A 19721-nucleotide genomic window follows, 5' to 3' on the forward strand; every position below is an offset into this window, starting at 1 on the left:
GCTGGACACATTTCAAGCCTTGAAAACTGTATACTCATTTGACAAAGTAAAACTTAGTAAAGTTATGAAAATTAATACCAGGTGGATTAAAAATTTCCATCAGTATCCCTCAAAAATTATGGTTTTTATCACCATAATTATGTTGAATATGCTCTCTTTCTCCTTATATACCTATGCACAAAGCGACAGGAAAATCCTCTTCGAAGCTGATGGCATTACCCTTAAAAAAGCTTTCGAAAATTTGGAAAAGCTTAGTGGAAACAGTATTGCCTATAACAATAATCAGCTTAACGACCAGAGAAAAGTATATGTACCGCGCGGACAGCGATCGGTTAGCGAGATACTGGATCTGCTGTTAAAAGGATTGCCTTTTAACTATAAATTAAGTGGAGCGGGTAATATCCTGATTACGGCAAAAAATACTAATGCAGGTAAACTTAGTGGTAAGGTGGTAGATGAAAATAACCAGCCGATTCCGGCAGCAACCATAAAAATAGTTGAGTTAAGCCGCGTTACACAAACCGATAATGAGGGTAATTTTAACATTTCTGTGGTGCCTGGAACATACACTATTGAAGTAAGCTTTATTACTTACCAAACTAACAGGGTTCAGAATTTACTGGTAACCAACAATAATATAACCAAAGTGGGAACCATTAAACTTAAGTCATCTGATAACTCGTTAGATGATGTTGTGGTTACAGCTTTAGGGATTAAACGTTCGGAACGCGCTTTGGGCTATGCCATTGCCTCTTTAGATAGTTCTGCATTTACCAACGCAGTTGCAACCAACTGGACAGATGCATTATCAGGAAAAGTTGCAGGTTTGAACCTGGTTCGTAACAGTGGCCTCGCCGGATCTAATAAAATCATCCTTCGTGGAGAAAATAATTTAACCGGCGACAATGAAGCTTTAATTGTTATTGATGGTGTTGTGGCCAGCAGTAGTGCAAAACGTACTGCAGGCACAGGTGGTGGCGTGTACGGAACATCTGGAGATATTTTGCCGACAGATTTTGGAAGTGCACTTAACGACTTAAATTCAGAGGATATTGAAAATGTTACGGTATTGAAAGGCCCGGCAGCATCAGCCCTTTATGGTCAGCGTGGTGCCAACGGAGCCATTGTAATAACCACTAAATCGGCCGGTAGCAAAAAGAGAAAATTCAACATCACATATACTTCCAATACAGCTTTTGAACAGATCAACAGAGGACCGGATATTCAGCAAGAGTATGGTGCAGGTGTTGGCGGTGCAAGTTATTACAGTTTCGGAACAAATGCCGATGGTGCAGATACACATGCAACCAGTTCTACTTATGGGCCCAGGTTTGATGGTACGAGTATGTTTTTTCAATATGATCCTACTACACAAAAAGGAGGAACTGTACGCACCCCCTGGGTTGCTTACCCAAATGCACTGGACGCATTTTTTAAAACAGGTGTTGAAACCACCAATTCGGTAAGCCTGGATGGCAACGCCGGAAAAGTAGGTTTACGTTTTATGGCAAGCCACGGCAACAACGACTGGATTGTTCCGAATACCAGTTTGGAACGCACATCTGTTTCTTTATCAGGCAACAGCAATGTAACCAAAAAACTGAGCATTGTTTTTAAAGCCAGTTATAATAACAGGCATAGTGATAACTTACCTGCCACAGGTTATGGTAATCAGTCGTTGATGTACTGGTTTATGTTTGCACATCCAAATATGAATCTCGACTGGTTTAAAAACTATTGGGTTGCCGGACAGGAGCAACGAAAATTTCTTGACTTAACTTCCAGCTTCCCCGAAGGCCCGTATGCCATTTCTGAACAATATCTGAACGGACAAAGAAGAAATGGTATTCTTGGGAATATTCAGGCTACTTATAAGTTTACCAATGATTTAACTTTGCTGGTACGTTCATCTATTGATTATAATCGCGATATCCGCGAAACAAGTCGCCCTTGGGACGCCGCAGGCGCAAAATTTGCACAGGGATCTTATCGTGTACAGTATATTAATTCGTACGAAGTAAATGCCGATTTCCTATTAAGGTACAACAAGGACTTGAGCAGAGACCTTAAACTTTCTGCAACAGTGGGCGGTAGCCAGTTAAGAAACCGTTATTATAAATCGGAGTTACGTGCCGATGGATTGATTATTCCGGGATATTATAGCTTGGATAATAATCAGAATCCACTGATCTCGGTGCCTGACACTGCACGTTATAACATCAACAGTTTGTATGGCACCATGTCGCTATCGTTAAAAAACTACCTTTATCTGGATTTAACGGGCAGACAGGATTGGAACAGTACTTTGGCATCGCCGTTGCGTACTGATAATGTTGGCTTTTTCTATCCATCAGCAAGTTTATCTTTTATTGCTTCCGATTTTTGGAAAATGCCTTCTGCCATCAGTTATTTCAAACTGCGCGGATCGATTGCTCAAGTGGGTAGCGGCGGTACAACACCATACCGAACAGCATATAACTATACTTTGGCTGCAAACGGAATTTATCCGGGTGGGGCAATGACAAACCCAGGTATACTTCCAAACAATAACTTAAAGCCGTTATCTACTACCACCATTGAGGTAGGTGCAGAATTAAGATTATTTAAAAGCAGGTTAAATTTTGACTTTGCTGCATATACCGGAAGTACGAAAAACCAGATATTAAGCCGGTCGATAGATCGGGCCACAGGTTATTCGGTTGCTATATTCAACGCCGGCCGTGTAGATAATAAAGGTTTGGAAATGTCGGTAAACGCAACACCTTTACAAACCCGCTCATTCAAATGGACCGTTAACGGAACCTTTTCTGCAAATAGAAATACCATTAAAGAACTCGCGGATAGCGCTGTTATATTGCGAACTGGTCCTATTGGCGGAACGCAGATTGTAGCAAATATTGGAGGTAGTTTGGGCGACATGTACGGTTTCGGACTGAAACGTTCGCCTGACGGACAGGTGATATTCGATAATACCGGTAAAGCTATTCCCGATCAAACGCAGTTAAAATACCTTGGAAATACCATGCCTAAATTCAGGTTCAGCTTTGGCACGGGTGTAACTTACAAAGGGTTTGCTGCCAATGTGTTATTTGATGCACAATTGGGTGCTGTAGCCCACTCGTTAACATTTGCAAGGATGGCTGGTTTGGGTAAATTGAAGCTAACCTTGCCGGGAAGATATGGAGGGCTCATTGGAGAGGGTGTAGTATTGAACCCTGATGGCGTTACCTACAGTCCAAATAAAACAGTAGCAACTGATATCGGTGCGTTTTACGAAGCCATGTACGGCTCAAACAATGCCGAAGGAAGTACTTTCAGAACCGATTACCTGAAATTCAGAGAGGCCAACATCAATTATACCTTCTCTAAGAGATTGGTTTCGAGTTTAGGATTAAGCCGCATCACCATCGGCGTGTACGGACGTAACCTCTATACCTGGTCGCCATGGCCAGCCTTCGATCCTGAATTTGGTACACTATCCGGTAGCGATATTGTAACCGGTTTTGAAGTAGGGCAGCTGCCATCAACCAGAACCTTTGGTGCACGTTTAGTAGTGGGTATAAACTAATAAGAAAATGAAAAAGATTAAAAATATTACAGGCTACGCTTTCTTACTGGTACTGGGGACCTCTTTTTTCTCCTGTAAGAAAGATTTCGATAAAATTAATACGGATCCGATAGGTGTACCCAAAGTAACAGCTGATAAGCTGCTGGCACCTACTTTAACCAACGTTTTGGGAGCCAACCTGATCCGTAACCGAAGCATTAACAACGAACTGATGCAGGTTACCGTTTCTACATTGGATGAGGTACTGGAAGGCAGGATTTACAGGTACGATATCAGACGTCAGTTATCTGATGCGATGTGGAATTCGTGGTATTCGGAGCTTACCAATATCAAGGATATCAATACCGTGGCCAGCGGAACCGATTCAGTTAGTGCTTCCTACAGGGCAATTTCGAAAATTGCCGAAGCCTGGACCATGCAATTGCTTACCGATACCTACGGCGACGTGCCTTACACACAGGCCAATCAGGGTAAATTCGGTGTGCTTGAACCCGCTTTTGATAAGCAGAAAGACATTTACATGTCGCTGCTAAGTAAACTGGAAGAGGCAAATACCTTGTTAGCTTCCGGAAAAAATATTGTAGCCAGTAGCGATCCGGTATATAATGGTGATATCAATAAATGGCGCAGGTTTGGTAATTCGTTGTATTTAAGATTATTGTTGCGTATCTCTGGCAAGGCCGAGGTAAGTGCACAGGTAATTGCCAAAATCAAAGAAATCGTTGATACCAACCCTGGCAAGTATCCGATTATGATGGATAACAGCCATACCGCCCGCATTCTTTGGAACGGTACAAACAGCAGTACCGCGGTATATTCATCGCCGTTTATGGTAAACGTTAGGCCGGCTGATTTCAGGGCCTCTGCCATTGTCGACTTTTTTATCAATAACCTGACTAGCTGGGGCGATCCACGTATCAATCCTGCTTATGGAAAGAACGGGATAAACAGATGGGGTATTGCTGCTGGCCCGGCCGGATATGTTGGCATACAGAGTGCTTATCCGATAGGAAGTGGGGCACCGATAAAACAGGCATATTTTTATTCTGATGCACAATCAGGTAATCCGGCAAGCCTGCAGACCGATGCTTCAACAGGTGTGATGATGGATGTGGCCGAAGTCGACTTTATCTTGGCAGAAGCAGCTGCCAGAGGCTGGATAAGCGGCACAGGCGAAAATTATTATTATAAAGGTATAGCAGATGGAATCAATTACTGGATACCAAGCTTGTACGCAAACGGTAATGATGCCGCAGTAAGGGATTATGCATTGAAAGGCGATTTTGCCTGGAATAATGCATTGCCTTTGGACAGTAAAGTTGTAGGGGCCAACAGTAAAATGGAACAGATTCACCTGCAGAAATATTATGCTTTGTTTTTGGTCGATTTTCAGCAATGGTTTGAGTACAGAAGAACCGGTCACCCTTTACTTCCAAAAGGATCAAGTTTGTTAAACGGTGGAAAAATGCCGGTGCGTTTGTACTATCCGATACTTGCCCAGTCAACAAACCCGACAAATTATAAAAATGTGCTGGTAGCGCAGGGACCAGACGATGTGAATACATTAATGTGGTGGCAAAAACCTTAAATAAATTGATGATGAAAACTAAATTAAAATATTTTCTTTTGTTTGCCCTTGTTGTAGCGATTTACACAAGTTGCAAACGGGATGACGACTATCGCTATAAATTTTCGGAAAGTGGCTTCATTTCCAACTTCGATTTGAGAAGATACTATAAAGGAGGAGAGCTTGCACTCAATCCGGAGGCTATCGGCGGTGCCACAAGCATCAGGGGAGTAGTAGTGTCAGACTTTAGATCGGGCAATTCGATACCCGGATTAATAGCTTTACAGAACAGCCGGATTAACGGTACCGCAGATTCGCTCAGGGGAATCTCTTTCAATATCGGAACTGCCGCTTCAAATTATGTGCCCGGCGATTCGTTGCACATCAAGCTTAATGGCGGTGTATTAAAAAGGGTTGACGGAATTTTACAGATTACCGGTTTAACAGATTTATCCATAACCAAAGTTGCGTCCGGAAGAATAATCAAATTGCAGGCCGCCAATACCAATACCATTTTAACCAATCCAGACCGTTACGAAAGCACATTGGTGGCCATCAACAACGCGGTATACGATCCAGAACCTGCTGCTGGCAGTGTGTATGCCGGAGATAAGATCCTGAACGACGGTTTCGGTTTGGCCACCCTGCGTACCAGCGCCAATGCCACTTTTAGCAACACGGCTATACAACCATCAGGTAATTTTACCGGAATTGTATATGTTACCGGTAGCGGAAATACAAAAAAGATTGAATATAGGATGCGGGCAGCAGATGACTTTTTCTATGTTCCGATGCCCAAACTGTCTCCTGCAATTATCTCGGGGTTCCTTGTCGATCCCAATAGTACTGACGGAAATTACGAATACATTCAGTTTTTGGCCACAAGAGATATCAATTTTGCAGCCACACCTTTTTCGGTTTACACTAACAACAATGCAGGTGCAACTTCTTTTCCTACATTAGGCTGGAATACCGGTGCACTCAGAACCTATAAATTCAACCTTACTTCCGGATCAGTGAAAAGAGGCGAGTTCTTCTATGTAGGAGGTGCCGGTGGGCGCATTAATGGTTCTGCTTCTACAGTTATAGCCGCATCGAAATGGATATCGCCTGTAGATTATACCAAAGTACCTGGCGCAAACGGCGTGGGTGATGTAACCGGTAACCTCTTGGCCAACAGCGGAAACGTTGCCGGTATCGCCATATTTGAAGGCACAAACGTTACACCGAACACCATACCTTTGGATGTAATTTTTTATGGTGGTGCTGGTGGAAGTTTTTATACTGCAGGGCCTCCAGAGTATGGACTAAGGGTTACCATTACCGACAAATTTGCGACATACGCAGGAAAAATCCCACAGGAATATTATGGAAAAGGAACAAATGATATTTCCAAACGTTTTGCGGGTTTTCCAACAGCTACAAGTTTTGCAAAGCTCGGCGGTATTTATAAAGCAACCAAAGGCGGATGGGATGCGGTAAGAACCATGACTAGTGTACAGTTAACCAATACTTCGGTACTCGGCGATATTGAAACAGGAGGTGTAACCACCCTGATCGATAAATAGAACAGCTACATGAAGGCCGGTTAAAACCGGTCTTCATGATTCGACACGTAATTAAACACAATGATTGACTCCCAATTAAAATCATGAACAGAAGATCTTTTATACAAAAATCAACTTTATTAACCTCTACCTTATTTATTAGCTTAAAATCCTTTCCTTCATCCTTATTTTCTATTGATGGACTGGTAAGCGGTACCGTAACCAGCAAAGGCAAAGCCGTGGCTGGTGCTGTCATTTCTGATGGCTACAGCGTAGTACAGACTGATAAAAATGGGAATTATGAGATTAAACTCAACGAAATGGCCCGTTTTGTTTGGATCAGTACACCTTCTGGTTATGAGTTCAAAACTGAAAGCAGCATTGCGCGCCACTATCATAAACCGGATACAGCAGGTAAACTGAACTTCGACCTTAAACCATTAAAACAGAACGACAATAAACATAACTTTATCATTTGGGCCGACCCGCAGGTGAAGAATAAAAAAGATGTTCAACAGATGATGAAAACTTCAGTGCCAGATACGCGTGAGGTAATAAAAGGAATGGGCAAAACACCTGTTCATGGCATTGGTGTGGGTGATCTGGTATGGGATAACTTAGCACTTTTTCCAGCTTATGACGAAGCTATTGCGCAAATCGGAATTCCTTTTTTCCAATGCCTTGGCAACCACGATATGGACTACCGCATGGGTGGCGATGATACCTCTGATCGTACTTTTCAGGCACATTATGGGCCAACATATTATTCTTTCAACAGGGGTAAGGCACATTATGTAATTTTAGATGATGTACGTTACCTGGGTGTAGAGCGTACTTATGACGGATACATTACGCCAACACAGTTAGAATGGCTGGCCAAAGATTTACAGCTGGTACCAAAAGATGCCCTGCTAATCATTTGCCTGCATATTCCTGTACATAATTCCGTAAAAAACAATGATGATTTCTACGCTGTTTTGAAAGATTTCAAAAACGTGCATATTATGTCTGGCCATACCCATTTTAATAAAAACGTGATTAAAAATGGCATTTATGAGCATAACCATGGTACAGTATGTGGTGGTTGGTGGACAGGTCCCATTTGCGGCGACGGAACCCCGCGCGGTTATGGCGTTTACGAGGTAAATGGAACAGATTTAAAGTGGTATTATAAATCAACTGGCGAAGACCGGAAAAAACAGTTGAGCATTTATGTAGATACCCTAACCAATCAGAAAAGATTGATCGCCAATGTTTGGAATTATGATCCAAAATGGAAAGTAGAATATTTTTTAGATGGTAAAGCGATGGGCACTTTGGCTATCCAAGATGGATTTGATCCTTTAGCAGTAAAATTGTACAAAGGCGATAAATTGCCAAACCCCAGGTCATTTGTTGAACCTGAATCTACAGATCACTTATTTTTGGCACACTTTGAACCTTCAGTTAAAAAAGTAAAAGTTGTAGCCACTGATCGTTTCGGAGAAAAATTTGAAGCGGAAATGAATACGTAACATGCTGTTACAGAATGTAATTACAAAATTTACTATCTGCTGTTGGATGTGACTATCCGACGGTGAGCGAAATGAGACAAATACTTTTAAACGTCAGGTGGTAACACCTGACGTCACAAAGTAAGGTGACAACACCCGACATTATGATTTCTAAAGACTTTTATAAAATCCCTATTTTGATATGAAATTTAAAAAAACAGCAGTGATTATTCTTTTGGCTTCATTTGCGATAAAATCGCAAAGTCAGGAAGTTAAATTCCCTGCGTTTAGTGCAGAAGCACACCGTGGCGGACGTGGTTTAATGCCTGAGAATAGTATTGAGGCCATGTTAAATACCATAAAAATTGATGGCATCACCACTTTGGAAATGGATACACATATTTCAAAAGATGGTAAAGTAGTCGTAACCCATGATGATTACCTGAGTCCAGCTTTTATGCTTACACCTGATGGAAAGGATATTCCCTTAACTGATGCTAAGAAATATCCGATTTTCGGAATGGATTATGCTGAAATTAAACAATTTGATTTAGGAACAAAATATTATGATCTTTTTCCTCAGCAAGTAAAAGTAAAAACGCATTTACCTTTACTTGCTGATTTGATCGATGCCGTACAGCGCGATATAAAAAAAAATAAACGTAAGCAGTTTTTCTATAACATCGAAACTAAATGCAGCGAAAGCGGTGACGGGATTACCAATCCTAAACCTGAAAAATTTGTTAAACTCTTGATGGATGTAATTTTGAAGAAAAGGGTTGCAGATTTTGTGGTGATCCAATCTTTCGATAAAAGGACTATCCAGATTATCCATGAGAAATACCCCGAAATGAAAACTTCTTTTTTGGTGGCCAATAAAAAAACATACGAAGAGAATATGGCTGATCTGGGTTTTAAGCCATTTATTTTGAGCCCGGTTTGGCAAATGGTTAATGAAGAACTGGTTAAAAAGGCACATGCCGATGGTGTAAAGGTTATTCCATGGACAGCTAATACCTTAGCCGACATTCAAAAACTAAAAACTTTAAATGTAGATGGGATTATTTCCGATTATCCTGATATTTTAGTTCAGGCAAAATAGTATTTAGACTTTATAGAAACACAACATGAAAGCACTTTTAAATAGATTACTAATCACCAATATTTTATTTATTTTTATTTTCACAGCAGCTTCTGCCCAGGTGGTTAAATGGGACAGTACCTATCGTCCGGGAAAATATATTGAGTTGGTGGCTAAATTTAAAGCGGATACAAAATCAAAAAAAGACATTATTTTTTTAGGCAACAGCATAACTGCCGGAGGAGACTGGGCTAAACTTTTAGATCTTCCACAGGCAAAAAACAGGGGAATTTCTGGCGATATTACTTTTGGTGTGTTGGAGCGTTTGCAAGATGTGATTGATGGTAAGCCAGCAAAAATTTTTATTTTAATCGGTATTAACGACATATCCAGGAACATTCCGGATAGTGTGATCTTAAGGAATTATAAAACCATGATTGCCAGAATCAGAAAAGGATCGAAGAAAACAAAAATTTACTTTAATACACTTTTGCCTGTTAATACGGCTTTCGAAAAGTTCAAAAAACATTATGGTAAAGATGAGCACATTCTTTGGTTGAATAATGAAATCAGAAAATTTGAAGCTAAAAATGTAACCGTGATCGATTTATACCCAAATTTTACCGATGAGGACAAACATTTAAAAGCAGAGCTTACTAAAGATGGTTTACATCTTCTTCCGGCCGGATACCAGATTTGGGCTGATTTTCTTAAAAAAAGCGGATATTTAACAGAACGTTAATTTAGATTTCTCAGGTTTTAAACCTGAGAAGTCTTTTAATTTTTTGCGTTTTTAAAGCGAAATATACTCGCCAGCAATTGTTACCTGATCCTTATCAAGATGGCTTAATTGAGGTACATGGCCCAATGTTTTTACCTTGCTGTACTGCTGGATATATCTTTCGGTCTCCGTATTTTCATCGCCGTTAAAAATGATACCCTTAATCGGGATTTGGTACTGTTTAAGCAGGTTGACCGATAACAGTGTATGGTTAATACTGCCCAGATAATTTTGTGAAACTAATATCACTTCTACTTCCAGTTTCTTGATCAGGTCTACAATTAGTTCGTTTTCGTTTAAGGGTACCATCAAACCGCCAGCGCCTTCAATAATTAAGTTATTATCAGTTAAGGGAATCTGGATTTTATCCAGATCAATGTCAACACCATCTAAACTGGCCGATAAATGCGGCGATAAGGGTTTTGTTAACCTATAACTTTCCGGATGAATAACGGTTTGTGTGTTACCAATTAAATTACCTATTGTGATACTATCGCTGGTATCTAAATCTCCTGATTGGATCGGTTTCCAATAATCGGCCTTTAACTTTTCGGTTAAAATAGCGCTCACCAATGTTTTTCCGATACCTGTTCCTATGCCTGTTATAAAATATTTATCCATTAATTTAATTCTTTAAGGTGATTAACCAATGAGACCATTTCTTCGCTGGTATTAAAAGTGTGAAGGCAGATTCTGAGCCTTTCTTTGCCTAGTGCTACTGTTGGGCTTAATATTGCCCGTACATCAAAACCTTTGCTTTGCAAGTTGGCAGCAGCCTGTTTGGTTGCTTCGTTTGATGAAAACAAAATACCCTGGATGGTACTTTCACTGTCAAGCGCCTTGATCTGATATTTTTTTAATGCTTTTCTGAATAATGCAATTTTTTGATGGATGAGCTGCTGGTCAACTTGATATAAGTATTGATATGCACAATTAACTGCAACAATATTATGAATCGGGGCCGCAGTGGTATAAATGAATGATCTGGCAAAATTAATAAGATAATGGCGCAGATTTCTACTGCCCAAAACAATAGCTCCATGCATGCCCAAGGCTTTTCCAAAAGTTACAATGCGTGCAAATACCCGATCATTTAAGTTAAGTTGATTGATTAATCCTCGTCCGTTTTCACCAAAAATGCCTGTAGCATGGGCTTCATCCACAATCAAATTGGCAGAATAACGCTCGCAAAGATCAGATACCGTTAATAAAGGTGCTATATCTCCATCCATTGAATAAACGCTTTCTACCACCACAAATATGTTCCCTTTGGCGAGTTTAAGCTTATCCTCCAGATCGTTTATATCGTTATGGTGAAATTTAAAACGCGTAGCATGGCTTAATCTACAGCCATCTATAATACTCGCATGAATCAACTCATCAGTAATAATGGTGTCGCCACGTTGCGGCACGCTAGATAAGAGCCCAACATTGGCATCATAACCTGAGTTAAAGATTAATCCACTTTCAGCCATATGAAAATCGGCAATAAACTGTTCAGTTTCTTCTGTAAAATGTGTATTTCCGCTTAATAGCCTCGAACCACCAGCGCCATTCAGATAATCGGGCATTGACGCCAGGGTAGCGTCAATCAAATGCTTTAATTCACCAGATCTCGCAAAACCTAAATAATCATTAGAACAAAAATCAACAGGAGGGGTGTTTGTGGATAAATTCCTGATCGAAAGCTTATCTTTCCGTTCCTGAAGCTTACTGCCAATAAACTGTTCAATTTTACACATCGCTCAAAAGTAAAAAAAGCGTCCCGAATAATCGAAACGCTTTCAAAAATATAATTAATTACTGTTTTACTATTTATCCTTGCGCAGGAGGATTAGACACTACCGGTGCTTTGTCTTTTCTACCGCTGTTACCCATACCTTTTCTCATTTTTTCACCTCTCTCTTTGGCTTCGGCACGGAAAGCGTCCATTTTAGTTTTTTGATCTGCAGTTAAAACAGCATCTATTTTAGCTTTTTGCTCATCCATTGCTGCTTTCCGTTCTTTCATCTTGCCTTTCATATCGCCTTTATCAGCAGATCTCCAGGCTTCCATTTTCTTTGCATTTTCTAACTCAATGGCGTAAATCTTGCTTTTTTGATCAGTAGTTAAGCTAAGTTGTTTCTCCATTCTGGAAGTTACCTTTTCTGCTCTTTGCTCGGCAGTCATTTTAGGCATTGCCCTTCTTGCATGTTTTGTTGTGTCTTGAGCAAATGCAGCGGTTAAGCCCATTACTGCAATTGCTACTGTTAAAATCGCCTTTTTCATGTTATGTGTTTTTTATGTGTTTGTTATATCAATAGATAGATAAAAACACAAACGGTTTAATCGGCACTTGTTAAAAAATGTTAATTTTTATTCAATTGGGAAATTGATTTCTGCATCTGCGCCATCATTTGCGTCAATGTTTCCATAGTTGGGTCTGGTGTAGGTTCAGGTAATGATGTCGATATATAGGCTTTAGCTTTCCAGATTTCGAGGATATCGTCAGCAGCTATCGTATAAGCATCGTATACTTTATTATCTGATATCAATTTCAAATCTTTATTTTCCCTGAAACGATTGCCTGCTCTTTTATATACTACACCTTCATTTTTACTAATCACAATATAAGTTTCGCCAGTTTTTACTTCATTCCAGTTATCCATATACTCACCGATAATTACACTCCCTGGCTGAACTGGTAACATACTATCGCCCATGATTTCGAAAGCCCTGAAAGTGCCTTGTCTTAATGCAGCCAAAGGCAGTTGAAATTTAGGCAAATCGCTAATATATTGAGGATCTGAGAAACCGTTCAAATAACCAGCACTGGCTTTAACCGGAACCAGTTCGATGTTTTCGCGATCGTTCTGATCAACAGAAATACTCAACACCCTTAGGTTAGATCCCTGGCTTTTTGGTTTGGGTTTCCAGCTGTCAGATATTTTTTCATTGATGAATTCATCAATGGTAAGATCAAAGTATTCGGCTATTTTTTTTAGTAAATCATATTTAGGTTCCGCACGGTCTTCCTCGTAAGCCCCGATAAGCGATCTCTTGATTTCCATAATATCAGCGAAATTCTGCTGTGTATGGCCTTTTTTCTTTCTGAGGTACTTTAAATTATTTGAAATATTTGACATAAAAATAAATTTTAAAATAAATTTGGAATTGCTAAAATAGTTAGTAATTTTATGCTCATAAAGTTAGTAATATTATTTTGATTTGCAAGAGTACATACTAAATAGTTTAGTTTTAAATTTTAAACATAAAATCATGAAAAAGTTTGTTTATATCGTTACCGACAGAAATCGTACAAGTATGCACGTGGGCATGAGCTCAGATTTAATAAAGACCCTGGATTTCTACAAACAGATGCCAAACTTATTTTTTGATAATGGGCAGCAGTTAACCCGCCTGGTTTATTTTGAAGAATTTAAAACAGAAGCACAGGCTTTGGTGCGCTTTAAGTCAATTAGCCGGTTTACACGCATGCAGAAGGAACGCCTGGTAAGATCGTGTAATCCAGATTGGATTGATTTAACTATAGGCCTTGATTTCGAAAATATTCTTTTACATCGGAATATCAATAATCAGGTTAAGCTATCATTTACAAGCCTGTCTTAGTCAGTTTTAAGCTTTGATGTTTACAGATTGAATTTTATTAGAAATCATGATTTATAAATATGCGTTTAAAAAAATGCTTGAATGAAAAGGATTTTTGAGCCTCATCATTCAAGCAGTAATTATATTTATGATCTATTTATTTAATCAGTCATGATTCAATTCTTACCATCCTGGTGCAAAAGTTAAACCAAATACTCCGGTTTTAACATCTTTTCTTTGAAAAGGAATTGCATAATAAGGTTCTAATACAAAATAACCAAAAACATTCACCCTTAAGGATATACCAACACTCATTGCCGGTACCCGCTCTGTTGTAGCCTGATAGGTAACCGGGTTTCCTTTGTCATCAACAACGGGTTGTTTATTTGCATCTAAAACAGGTTCAGTAGTGTAAGTTGGCTCACTTTTAAATTTCACTTTAGTATCGTTGGTCCAGGCCAATCCTGCATCGAAGAATAAATTCAGGTCAGAGAACAAAAACTTAGAAGGTATAGCAGCCAATTTTTTAGGTCCTGTAAATGGCAAACGAACTTCAAAATTAAATACAGCTATTTTACTTCCTGTTAACTGGTTGATATCAAAAGATCCTGTTGATCGAGCGGAAGTGCTTTTGTAAATGGAGTTTGATTCATAACCCCTTATCAGATAAGGATAACCCAGATACATGGGATAAAGCCTATCTGCATCTTTACCGATTCTTAAGGTATTATAGCTTCTTACCGCAAATGTTACCGGCTTAGCCCTCCAATATTTACGAAGATCTGCCGTTACACCCGCAAAATTATAAGTACCAAAATATTTTTCACCACTTACACGATATCTGAAACCATCTAATGGACCGGTAAGGCCAAATATTGAATTATCACCTACAAAGCCTGCATTTAATTGATATAGCGTAAACGAGTTGAATGGAATACCGTAGTCATTAGAAGCTACATCGTTAGAAATTCTGCTACGGTCTGAACCAATGTAGTTACCGGCCGAATTATAAAAATTACTATATCGATCTACCCTGTAACTATAATGAGAAAATGCACCGCCCAACTCAAACCGGTGTATTTTACTAAAGGGATAGGCCCCATAAACCTGCAGCTGATCTTCGAAGGTTCTAATAATGTCGGTTCTGTCTGCCAGGGCATTAATAGTCGTATTATCGCCTGTGGGTATATTTTGATAACCATAAGATCTGAAACCAGAAACGTATGGAATATGCGAAACGGCGGCACCCCAGTTTATTCTGCTTTTCTGATTAATATAACCCACCAAGCCGCCAAAATCGTAGATTTCTCCATTTACCGATAAATTAGCTATAATCTGGTTCGTACCCAATATATCGCTGAACATGCCTACGATACCACCAGAAACACCAGTTCCAAAACGGCTGGTTGAAACACCTACACCGCTATTCGCTAAATAATCTAACCGAAATTTTGGTTTGTAAGGCACAGTTTTCATCGAATCGGCCACTATTTTTTCGAAACGGTCAAAGTTATTTAAATTGGAATTGATAATGTTTACACCAATATTTTCCATTGGAGGTAGTATAGCCGCATCAAAATTTTCTTCCTGATTACCAATCCTTTTTGCCTTGAAACTGCTTAGCTTAGCATTATACAAGGTATAACGTTGGTAGCGATAATAGCTGTATACAATATCATCTGTTGCAGAGACAGAAATTGCAGGCGAAAATTCGGTAATTCCACTAATTCCTGTAAAATAATCCGTTAATTGATCAACAGTGTTATCTGCAAAGTTGTATTTGTATAAATTTCTAAAGCCATCTCTGTTAGACAGGAAATAGATGTTCTGACTGTTAGCAGAAAATTGTGCATTTAAGTTATTCGCTCCTGGAAAAACGTCCAAATTGCTTACCGTTTTAGCTGCAATATCATAAACGGCGAGGTTTATTGGCAATACGGCATTATTAACATTGGCCTGAATGGCTGCTCGATCTGATGAAAACACCAATTTTTTACCATCTGGAGAGTAATTTGGCGCATAATCAGAATACACATCATTAGTAATCTGAGTAACGGCTTTGGTATCCAGATTATAAGAGAAGATATCACTCTGTCCTTCAACCATACCAGAAAAAGCGATATCTTTTCCATTTGGCGACCAAGTTAAATTACCAAATTGTTGTACCTGACCCATTGCTGTTTGAGAAACTGTAGTTCCGTTTGAAACATTGATGATCATCATCTGGTTTTTACCATGACTGAAGATACTAAAGGCAAATTGTTTACTATCCGGCGACCACGCACCGGCTGATTCTATAAAGTTGAAATCATCAATATGGCCATTGGAGATCTGGCTGCTGAGTTTTCTGATAATCCTACCGGTTTTAGCATCTGCGAGAAATAAATCAATGCCAAAAAGGTCTTTCTCCGACATAAATGCTAAATATTTTCCGTCCGGACTTAGGGCAGGGGCAACGTTCATATTGCCTGCATTTTTATTGTCGATAATTTTTGTACCTGTAATTTTAATCTGCGAACTATCTGCTTTCAGCATCGGCTTGTAATGTGCATCGATTGAATTTTTCCATAAGCCCGATAGTGTTTTATCATCATAACCGAAAGTGTACCTGATGGCATTTTCATAACCATATTTTGCTGTATTCTTAAACAGCGGAACAATGGTCGTATCGCCATACTGCGAACCGATGTAAGTCCAAAATGCCTGACCATAACGGTAAGGAAAATATTTATTAGAATTGGTTAAATCTTTTAATGAAGGAATATCACGGTTCAACATGGCATCTCTCATCCACATGGAAGTAAATGCGTCTTTCTTTCCGATTGATAAATACTCGGCCATCCCTTCAACCATCCATAGTGGTGTTTGTCCAACGTTTTCTAAACTAATCGAATCTTTTTCGAGTAGGAGATGGTATTGAAAAGCATGAACAAGCTCATGGCCTAAAACGTGCCTTGTTTGGCTATTTAACTCCATAACAGGCATAATTACCCGATTTTTTAATGCCTCGGTTACTCCACCGGTACCAATTCCAATTTCGCCGTTAAGCACAGTTGTCTGTTGAAAATCGGGGTGGTTATTATATAGGATTATAGGGTTTTTCTTTAAAAAAGTATCTCTAAAAACTTCCTGATGCATTTTGTACCAGGTTTCGGCATCTTGCGAAAAACGTTTTAAAAGTTTATCATTTTTGATATAATAATAGATTTCAAAATGGGGTGTTTGCAACACCTTAAAGTCTAGTTTTTTATATCTTACCTTATTTTGTCCGAAGTATTGGGCTTTAACTGAAAAAGAAAGAATAAGCAGGAGCAATAAAGAAAAATATCGCCTTAATAAAGTAGAGCCTATTTTCATATATGTGTTTTTAGTAATAATTGTTCAAAATTTACAAAAATGAAATGGTAATAAATCTGGAAATAAAAGTAATAATTGTTTAAAAGAGTATTAAAAATTTAACACTTTTTTAAAATCCTATTATCTAATTCACATATATAGCGAACTATTTCTACTTGTTTCGATCCAAAAAAACTATTGCTGATTGGTTTCTTCGTTTTTCTTTTTTTCCTTTTCTTCCTGACGTTGTTTTCTTCTCAGTTCTCGTTCTTCTTTTCTGGTAAGTGGAACCGTAGGGGTAACGGGACTTTGAGCAGGCTCTGCCTTCTTTTCCTCTTTTTTAACTTCAGGTTCATTGTTTACCGGTTCAGTAGTAACTGGTATTTCGGTGGGAACAGTAAAATCAGTAGAATCAACAGCTACACTATCGGTTGATGTCGTATCTCTAATAATTCGTGGGCTAGGGCAGTTGTAGGTTCTGGTAATATTAACTGTTGCTTTTGGAAATGGACCATAAGTATACCCTGAATTTGGATCGAGGTATACTTTTTCCATAAACTTAGCAAAAATAGGTAGCGCCGTTCTTGATCCTTCTCCTTGTTCGCCATTTTTAAAGTGTGCCGTCCTTTCATCGCAACCTACCCAAACACCGGTTACCAAATCTTTGGTTAGCCCCATATACCAGGCATCTACATAATCAGATGAGGTACCTGTTTTACCACCAATCTGATTGTTTTTTCTAAAGAGATCCGGCCATTCCCAAAGTGCTTGTGAGGTACCTTCCGGCTCTTCCATACCACCACGGAACATATAAGTCATTAACCAGGCAATTTCTTCTGTTAAAACCCTTTTTGTTTTAGGCTTAAATTCATCTATTAAATTATTGTCCTGATCGGTAATTTTTTCTACTAAAATAGGGTCTGTTTTAATCCCCTTATTCATAAAGGTAGCGTAGGCTTTTACCATTTCGTAAACAGTAACATCATTTGAGCCTAAACTTACAGATGGTACAGACTCTAAATGGCTATCAATGCCACATTCATGCGCATACTTTACTACATTATCCCAGCCCACCTTTTCGGTTACCTGTGCAGTAATGGTATTTACTGATTTTGCCATTGCCCAGCGTAAACTCATTTCGCGGTAAGAAACACTGTAATCGGCATTTTTAGGCTCCCAATATTTTGTTTCACCCTTATCCTGATAAGCTATTTTAACTGGTTTATCGGTAAATTTATCGCAAGGACTCATTCCTTGTTCTAAAGCCGTTAGATAAGCAAATGGTTTAAAGGTTGAACCTGCCTGGCGTTTAGATTGATTAACGTGATCGTACTTGAAAAATTTGTGGTCTATACCACCCACCCAAACTTTAATTTTACCACTTGCAGGCTCCATGGTCATCATTCCGGTATTCATGATTTTTCCGTAATAACGGATCGAATCTAAGGTAGAGAATAAAGTATCGCGATCGCCTTTATAGGTAAAAATCTGCATCCTTTTCTTTTTATTGAAATAGGCGGCAACAGAATCTGGATGATTAGGAAACTTCTTTTGCAAAAGCGTATAAATCGGCAGATTTTTCATCGCTCTGTCCGGATAATCCACTTTTTGTTTTTCCGAATCGTACCAGGGATCTTCGTTCCCCCAAACGCTATAAAACCTGCGCTGCAAAATTCTCATCTGATCTGCAACGGCTTCTTCTGCATATTTTTGGAGCTTAGAATCGATGGTGGTGTAAATTTTTAGTCCATCCTCATAAAGATCATAACCATTATCAGTACACCATTTCTCCAAATATTTTGCCACAGCTGCCCTTAAATAAGAATCGCCATCGCTACCATCCTGCATTTTACCTTCTTTTAGCTTAATAGGCTCCTTTGATAGTTGTGTTAAGCTATCTTTGCTAAGGTAATTGTACTTGTTCATCTGCGCAAGCACCACATTTCTTCTTTCTAAGGCTTTTACAGGATTTTTGGTTGGATTATATAATGTTGTTCCCTTTAACATGCCCACCAGCATAGCCGCATCTGTAGTAGCCAAATCTTTTGTTTCTTTATCAAAGTAAATCCGGCTGGCGGTTTTTATGCCATAAGTATTGTTACCGAAAGATACGGTATTCAGATACATGGTAATGATATCATTTTTAGAGTAGTTAGCTTCTAACTTTACGGCTGTCATCCACTCCTTTAGCTTTACAATTAATGTTCTTACCAAAGGGATTTTAATTAATAAGCCCTGCGATTTGTTATAACGTGTACGGTAAAGATTTTTGGCCAATTGCTGAGTAATGGTACTCGCACCGCCATCTTTTCCTAAACCTATAACAGCGCGGCCAACGGCCTGAACATCAATACCCCAATGTTTGTAAAAACGCACATCTTCGGTAGCAACCAGTGCATGTATTACGCTAGGTGCAATATCACTATAATTTACAGGCGTTCTGTTTTCTTTAAAGTATCTTCCAATCAGTTTTCCATCGGCTGTGTAAAGCTCTGAACCCACACGCAGGGTAGGTGCTTTTATATCACGAACACTTGGTGAATAACCAAATAACCATAAAAAGTTTAATTGCAGGGCAGAAAAGAAAATTATTATAAAAAATAAAACGATTGCAAAATAACGTAAGTACTTGTTTTTTATCTCTTTAAACATATTGGATAAGATAATCTTTAGGTAAAAGCTGTGGCGTTAAATATAAAAAACTCTATATGCAAATTAACGTATTTAATTTACTTATTTTTTAGTTCTATATTTAAATTA

At 38.9% G+C, this 19721-nt stretch carries 13 protein-coding genes; 7 read left to right on the forward strand and 6 right to left on the reverse strand.

All coding sequences use genetic code 11. The annotated features are described in order from the left end of the window. Window positions 1–64 precede the first annotated feature (64 nt). The 6 genes from OQX63_RS00570 to OQX63_RS00595 all read left to right on the forward strand — a co-directional run bounded on the left by OQX63_RS00570 (window position 65) and on the right by OQX63_RS00595 (window position 9998). Entirely contained in the window at window positions 65–3568 is a 3504-nt protein-coding gene (locus OQX63_RS00570) for a SusC/RagA family TonB-linked outer membrane protein (protein WP_265848949.1), read from the forward strand. Window positions 3569–3575: 7 nt separating this feature from the next. After that, on the forward strand, window positions 3576–5156 hold the full coding sequence (locus OQX63_RS00575; RefSeq protein ID WP_265848950.1) for a SusD/RagB family nutrient-binding outer membrane lipoprotein: 1581 nt from the start codon (window positions 3576–3578) through the stop codon (window positions 5154–5156). A gap of 8 nt (window positions 5157–5164) precedes the next feature. Next, on the forward strand, window positions 5165–6703 hold the full coding sequence (locus OQX63_RS00580; RefSeq protein ID WP_265848951.1) for a DUF5689 domain-containing protein: 1539 nt from the start codon (window positions 5165–5167) through the stop codon (window positions 6701–6703). A gap of 83 nt (window positions 6704–6786) precedes the next feature. Beyond that, window positions 6787–8196 (forward strand): calcineurin-like phosphoesterase family protein, encoded by a 1410-nt coding sequence (locus OQX63_RS00585; protein ID WP_265848952.1) that lies wholly within the window; start codon window positions 6787–6789, stop codon window positions 8194–8196. 181 nt (window positions 8197–8377) lie between these two features. Continuing rightward, entirely contained in the window at window positions 8378–9277 is a 900-nt protein-coding gene (locus tag OQX63_RS00590) for a glycerophosphodiester phosphodiesterase family protein (protein WP_265848953.1), read from the forward strand. A gap of 25 nt (window positions 9278–9302) precedes the next feature. Continuing rightward, the gene (locus tag OQX63_RS00595) at window positions 9303–9998 is read left to right on the forward strand and encodes a GDSL-type esterase/lipase family protein (protein ID WP_265848954.1); all 696 of its coding nucleotides are present in this window, start codon (window positions 9303–9305) and stop codon (window positions 9996–9998) included. 51 nt (window positions 9999–10049) lie between these two features. Here OQX63_RS00595 and bioD read toward each other — a convergent pair whose 3' ends face one another. From bioD to OQX63_RS00615, 4 genes are all read right to left on the reverse strand, one after another. Continuing rightward, complete coding sequence (gene bioD / locus OQX63_RS00600; protein WP_265848955.1) at window positions 10050–10658, reverse strand: dethiobiotin synthase; 609 nt, start codon at window positions 10656–10658, stop codon at window positions 10050–10052. Next, window positions 10658–11779 (reverse strand): aminotransferase class I/II-fold pyridoxal phosphate-dependent enzyme, encoded by a 1122-nt coding sequence (locus OQX63_RS00605; RefSeq protein WP_265848956.1) that lies wholly within the window; start codon window positions 11777–11779, stop codon window positions 10658–10660. The genes bioD and OQX63_RS00605 overlap by 1 nt, the downstream gene beginning before the upstream one ends. Before the next feature lie 73 nt (window positions 11780–11852). Continuing rightward, window positions 11853–12305 carry a hypothetical protein gene (locus OQX63_RS00610; RefSeq protein WP_265848957.1) on the reverse strand — a complete coding sequence of 151 codons (453 nt, stop codon included), beginning with the start codon at window positions 12303–12305 and terminating at the stop codon, window positions 11853–11855. Window positions 12306–12385: 80 nt separating this feature from the next. Continuing rightward, entirely contained in the window at window positions 12386–13162 is a 777-nt protein-coding gene (locus OQX63_RS00615) for an XRE family transcriptional regulator (protein WP_265848958.1), read from the reverse strand. 133 nt (window positions 13163–13295) lie between these two features. On the opposite strand from OQX63_RS00615, the gene OQX63_RS00620 reads away from it, so the two are divergent. Next, complete coding sequence (locus OQX63_RS00620) at window positions 13296–13646, forward strand: GIY-YIG nuclease family protein (RefSeq protein WP_090496344.1); 351 nt, start codon at window positions 13296–13298, stop codon at window positions 13644–13646. Window positions 13647–13808: 162 nt separating this feature from the next. Here OQX63_RS00620 and OQX63_RS00625 read toward each other — a convergent pair whose 3' ends face one another. Both OQX63_RS00625 and OQX63_RS00630 read right to left on the reverse strand, forming a co-directional pair. Continuing rightward, window positions 13809–16982, reverse strand: coding sequence for a peptidase MA family metallohydrolase (locus tag OQX63_RS00625; RefSeq protein ID WP_265848959.1), 3174 nt, complete (start codon window positions 16980–16982; stop codon window positions 13809–13811). A gap of 174 nt (window positions 16983–17156) precedes the next feature. Beyond that, the gene (locus OQX63_RS00630; RefSeq protein WP_265848960.1) at window positions 17157–19613 is read right to left on the reverse strand and encodes a transglycosylase domain-containing protein; all 2457 of its coding nucleotides are present in this window, start codon (window positions 19611–19613) and stop codon (window positions 17157–17159) included. Window positions 19614–19721: the final 108 nt, after the last annotated feature.

The sequence above is a fragment of the Pedobacter sp. PF22-3 genome (assembly GCF_026239555.1).
Taxonomy (GTDB): domain Bacteria; phylum Bacteroidota; class Bacteroidia; order Sphingobacteriales; family Sphingobacteriaceae; genus Pedobacter.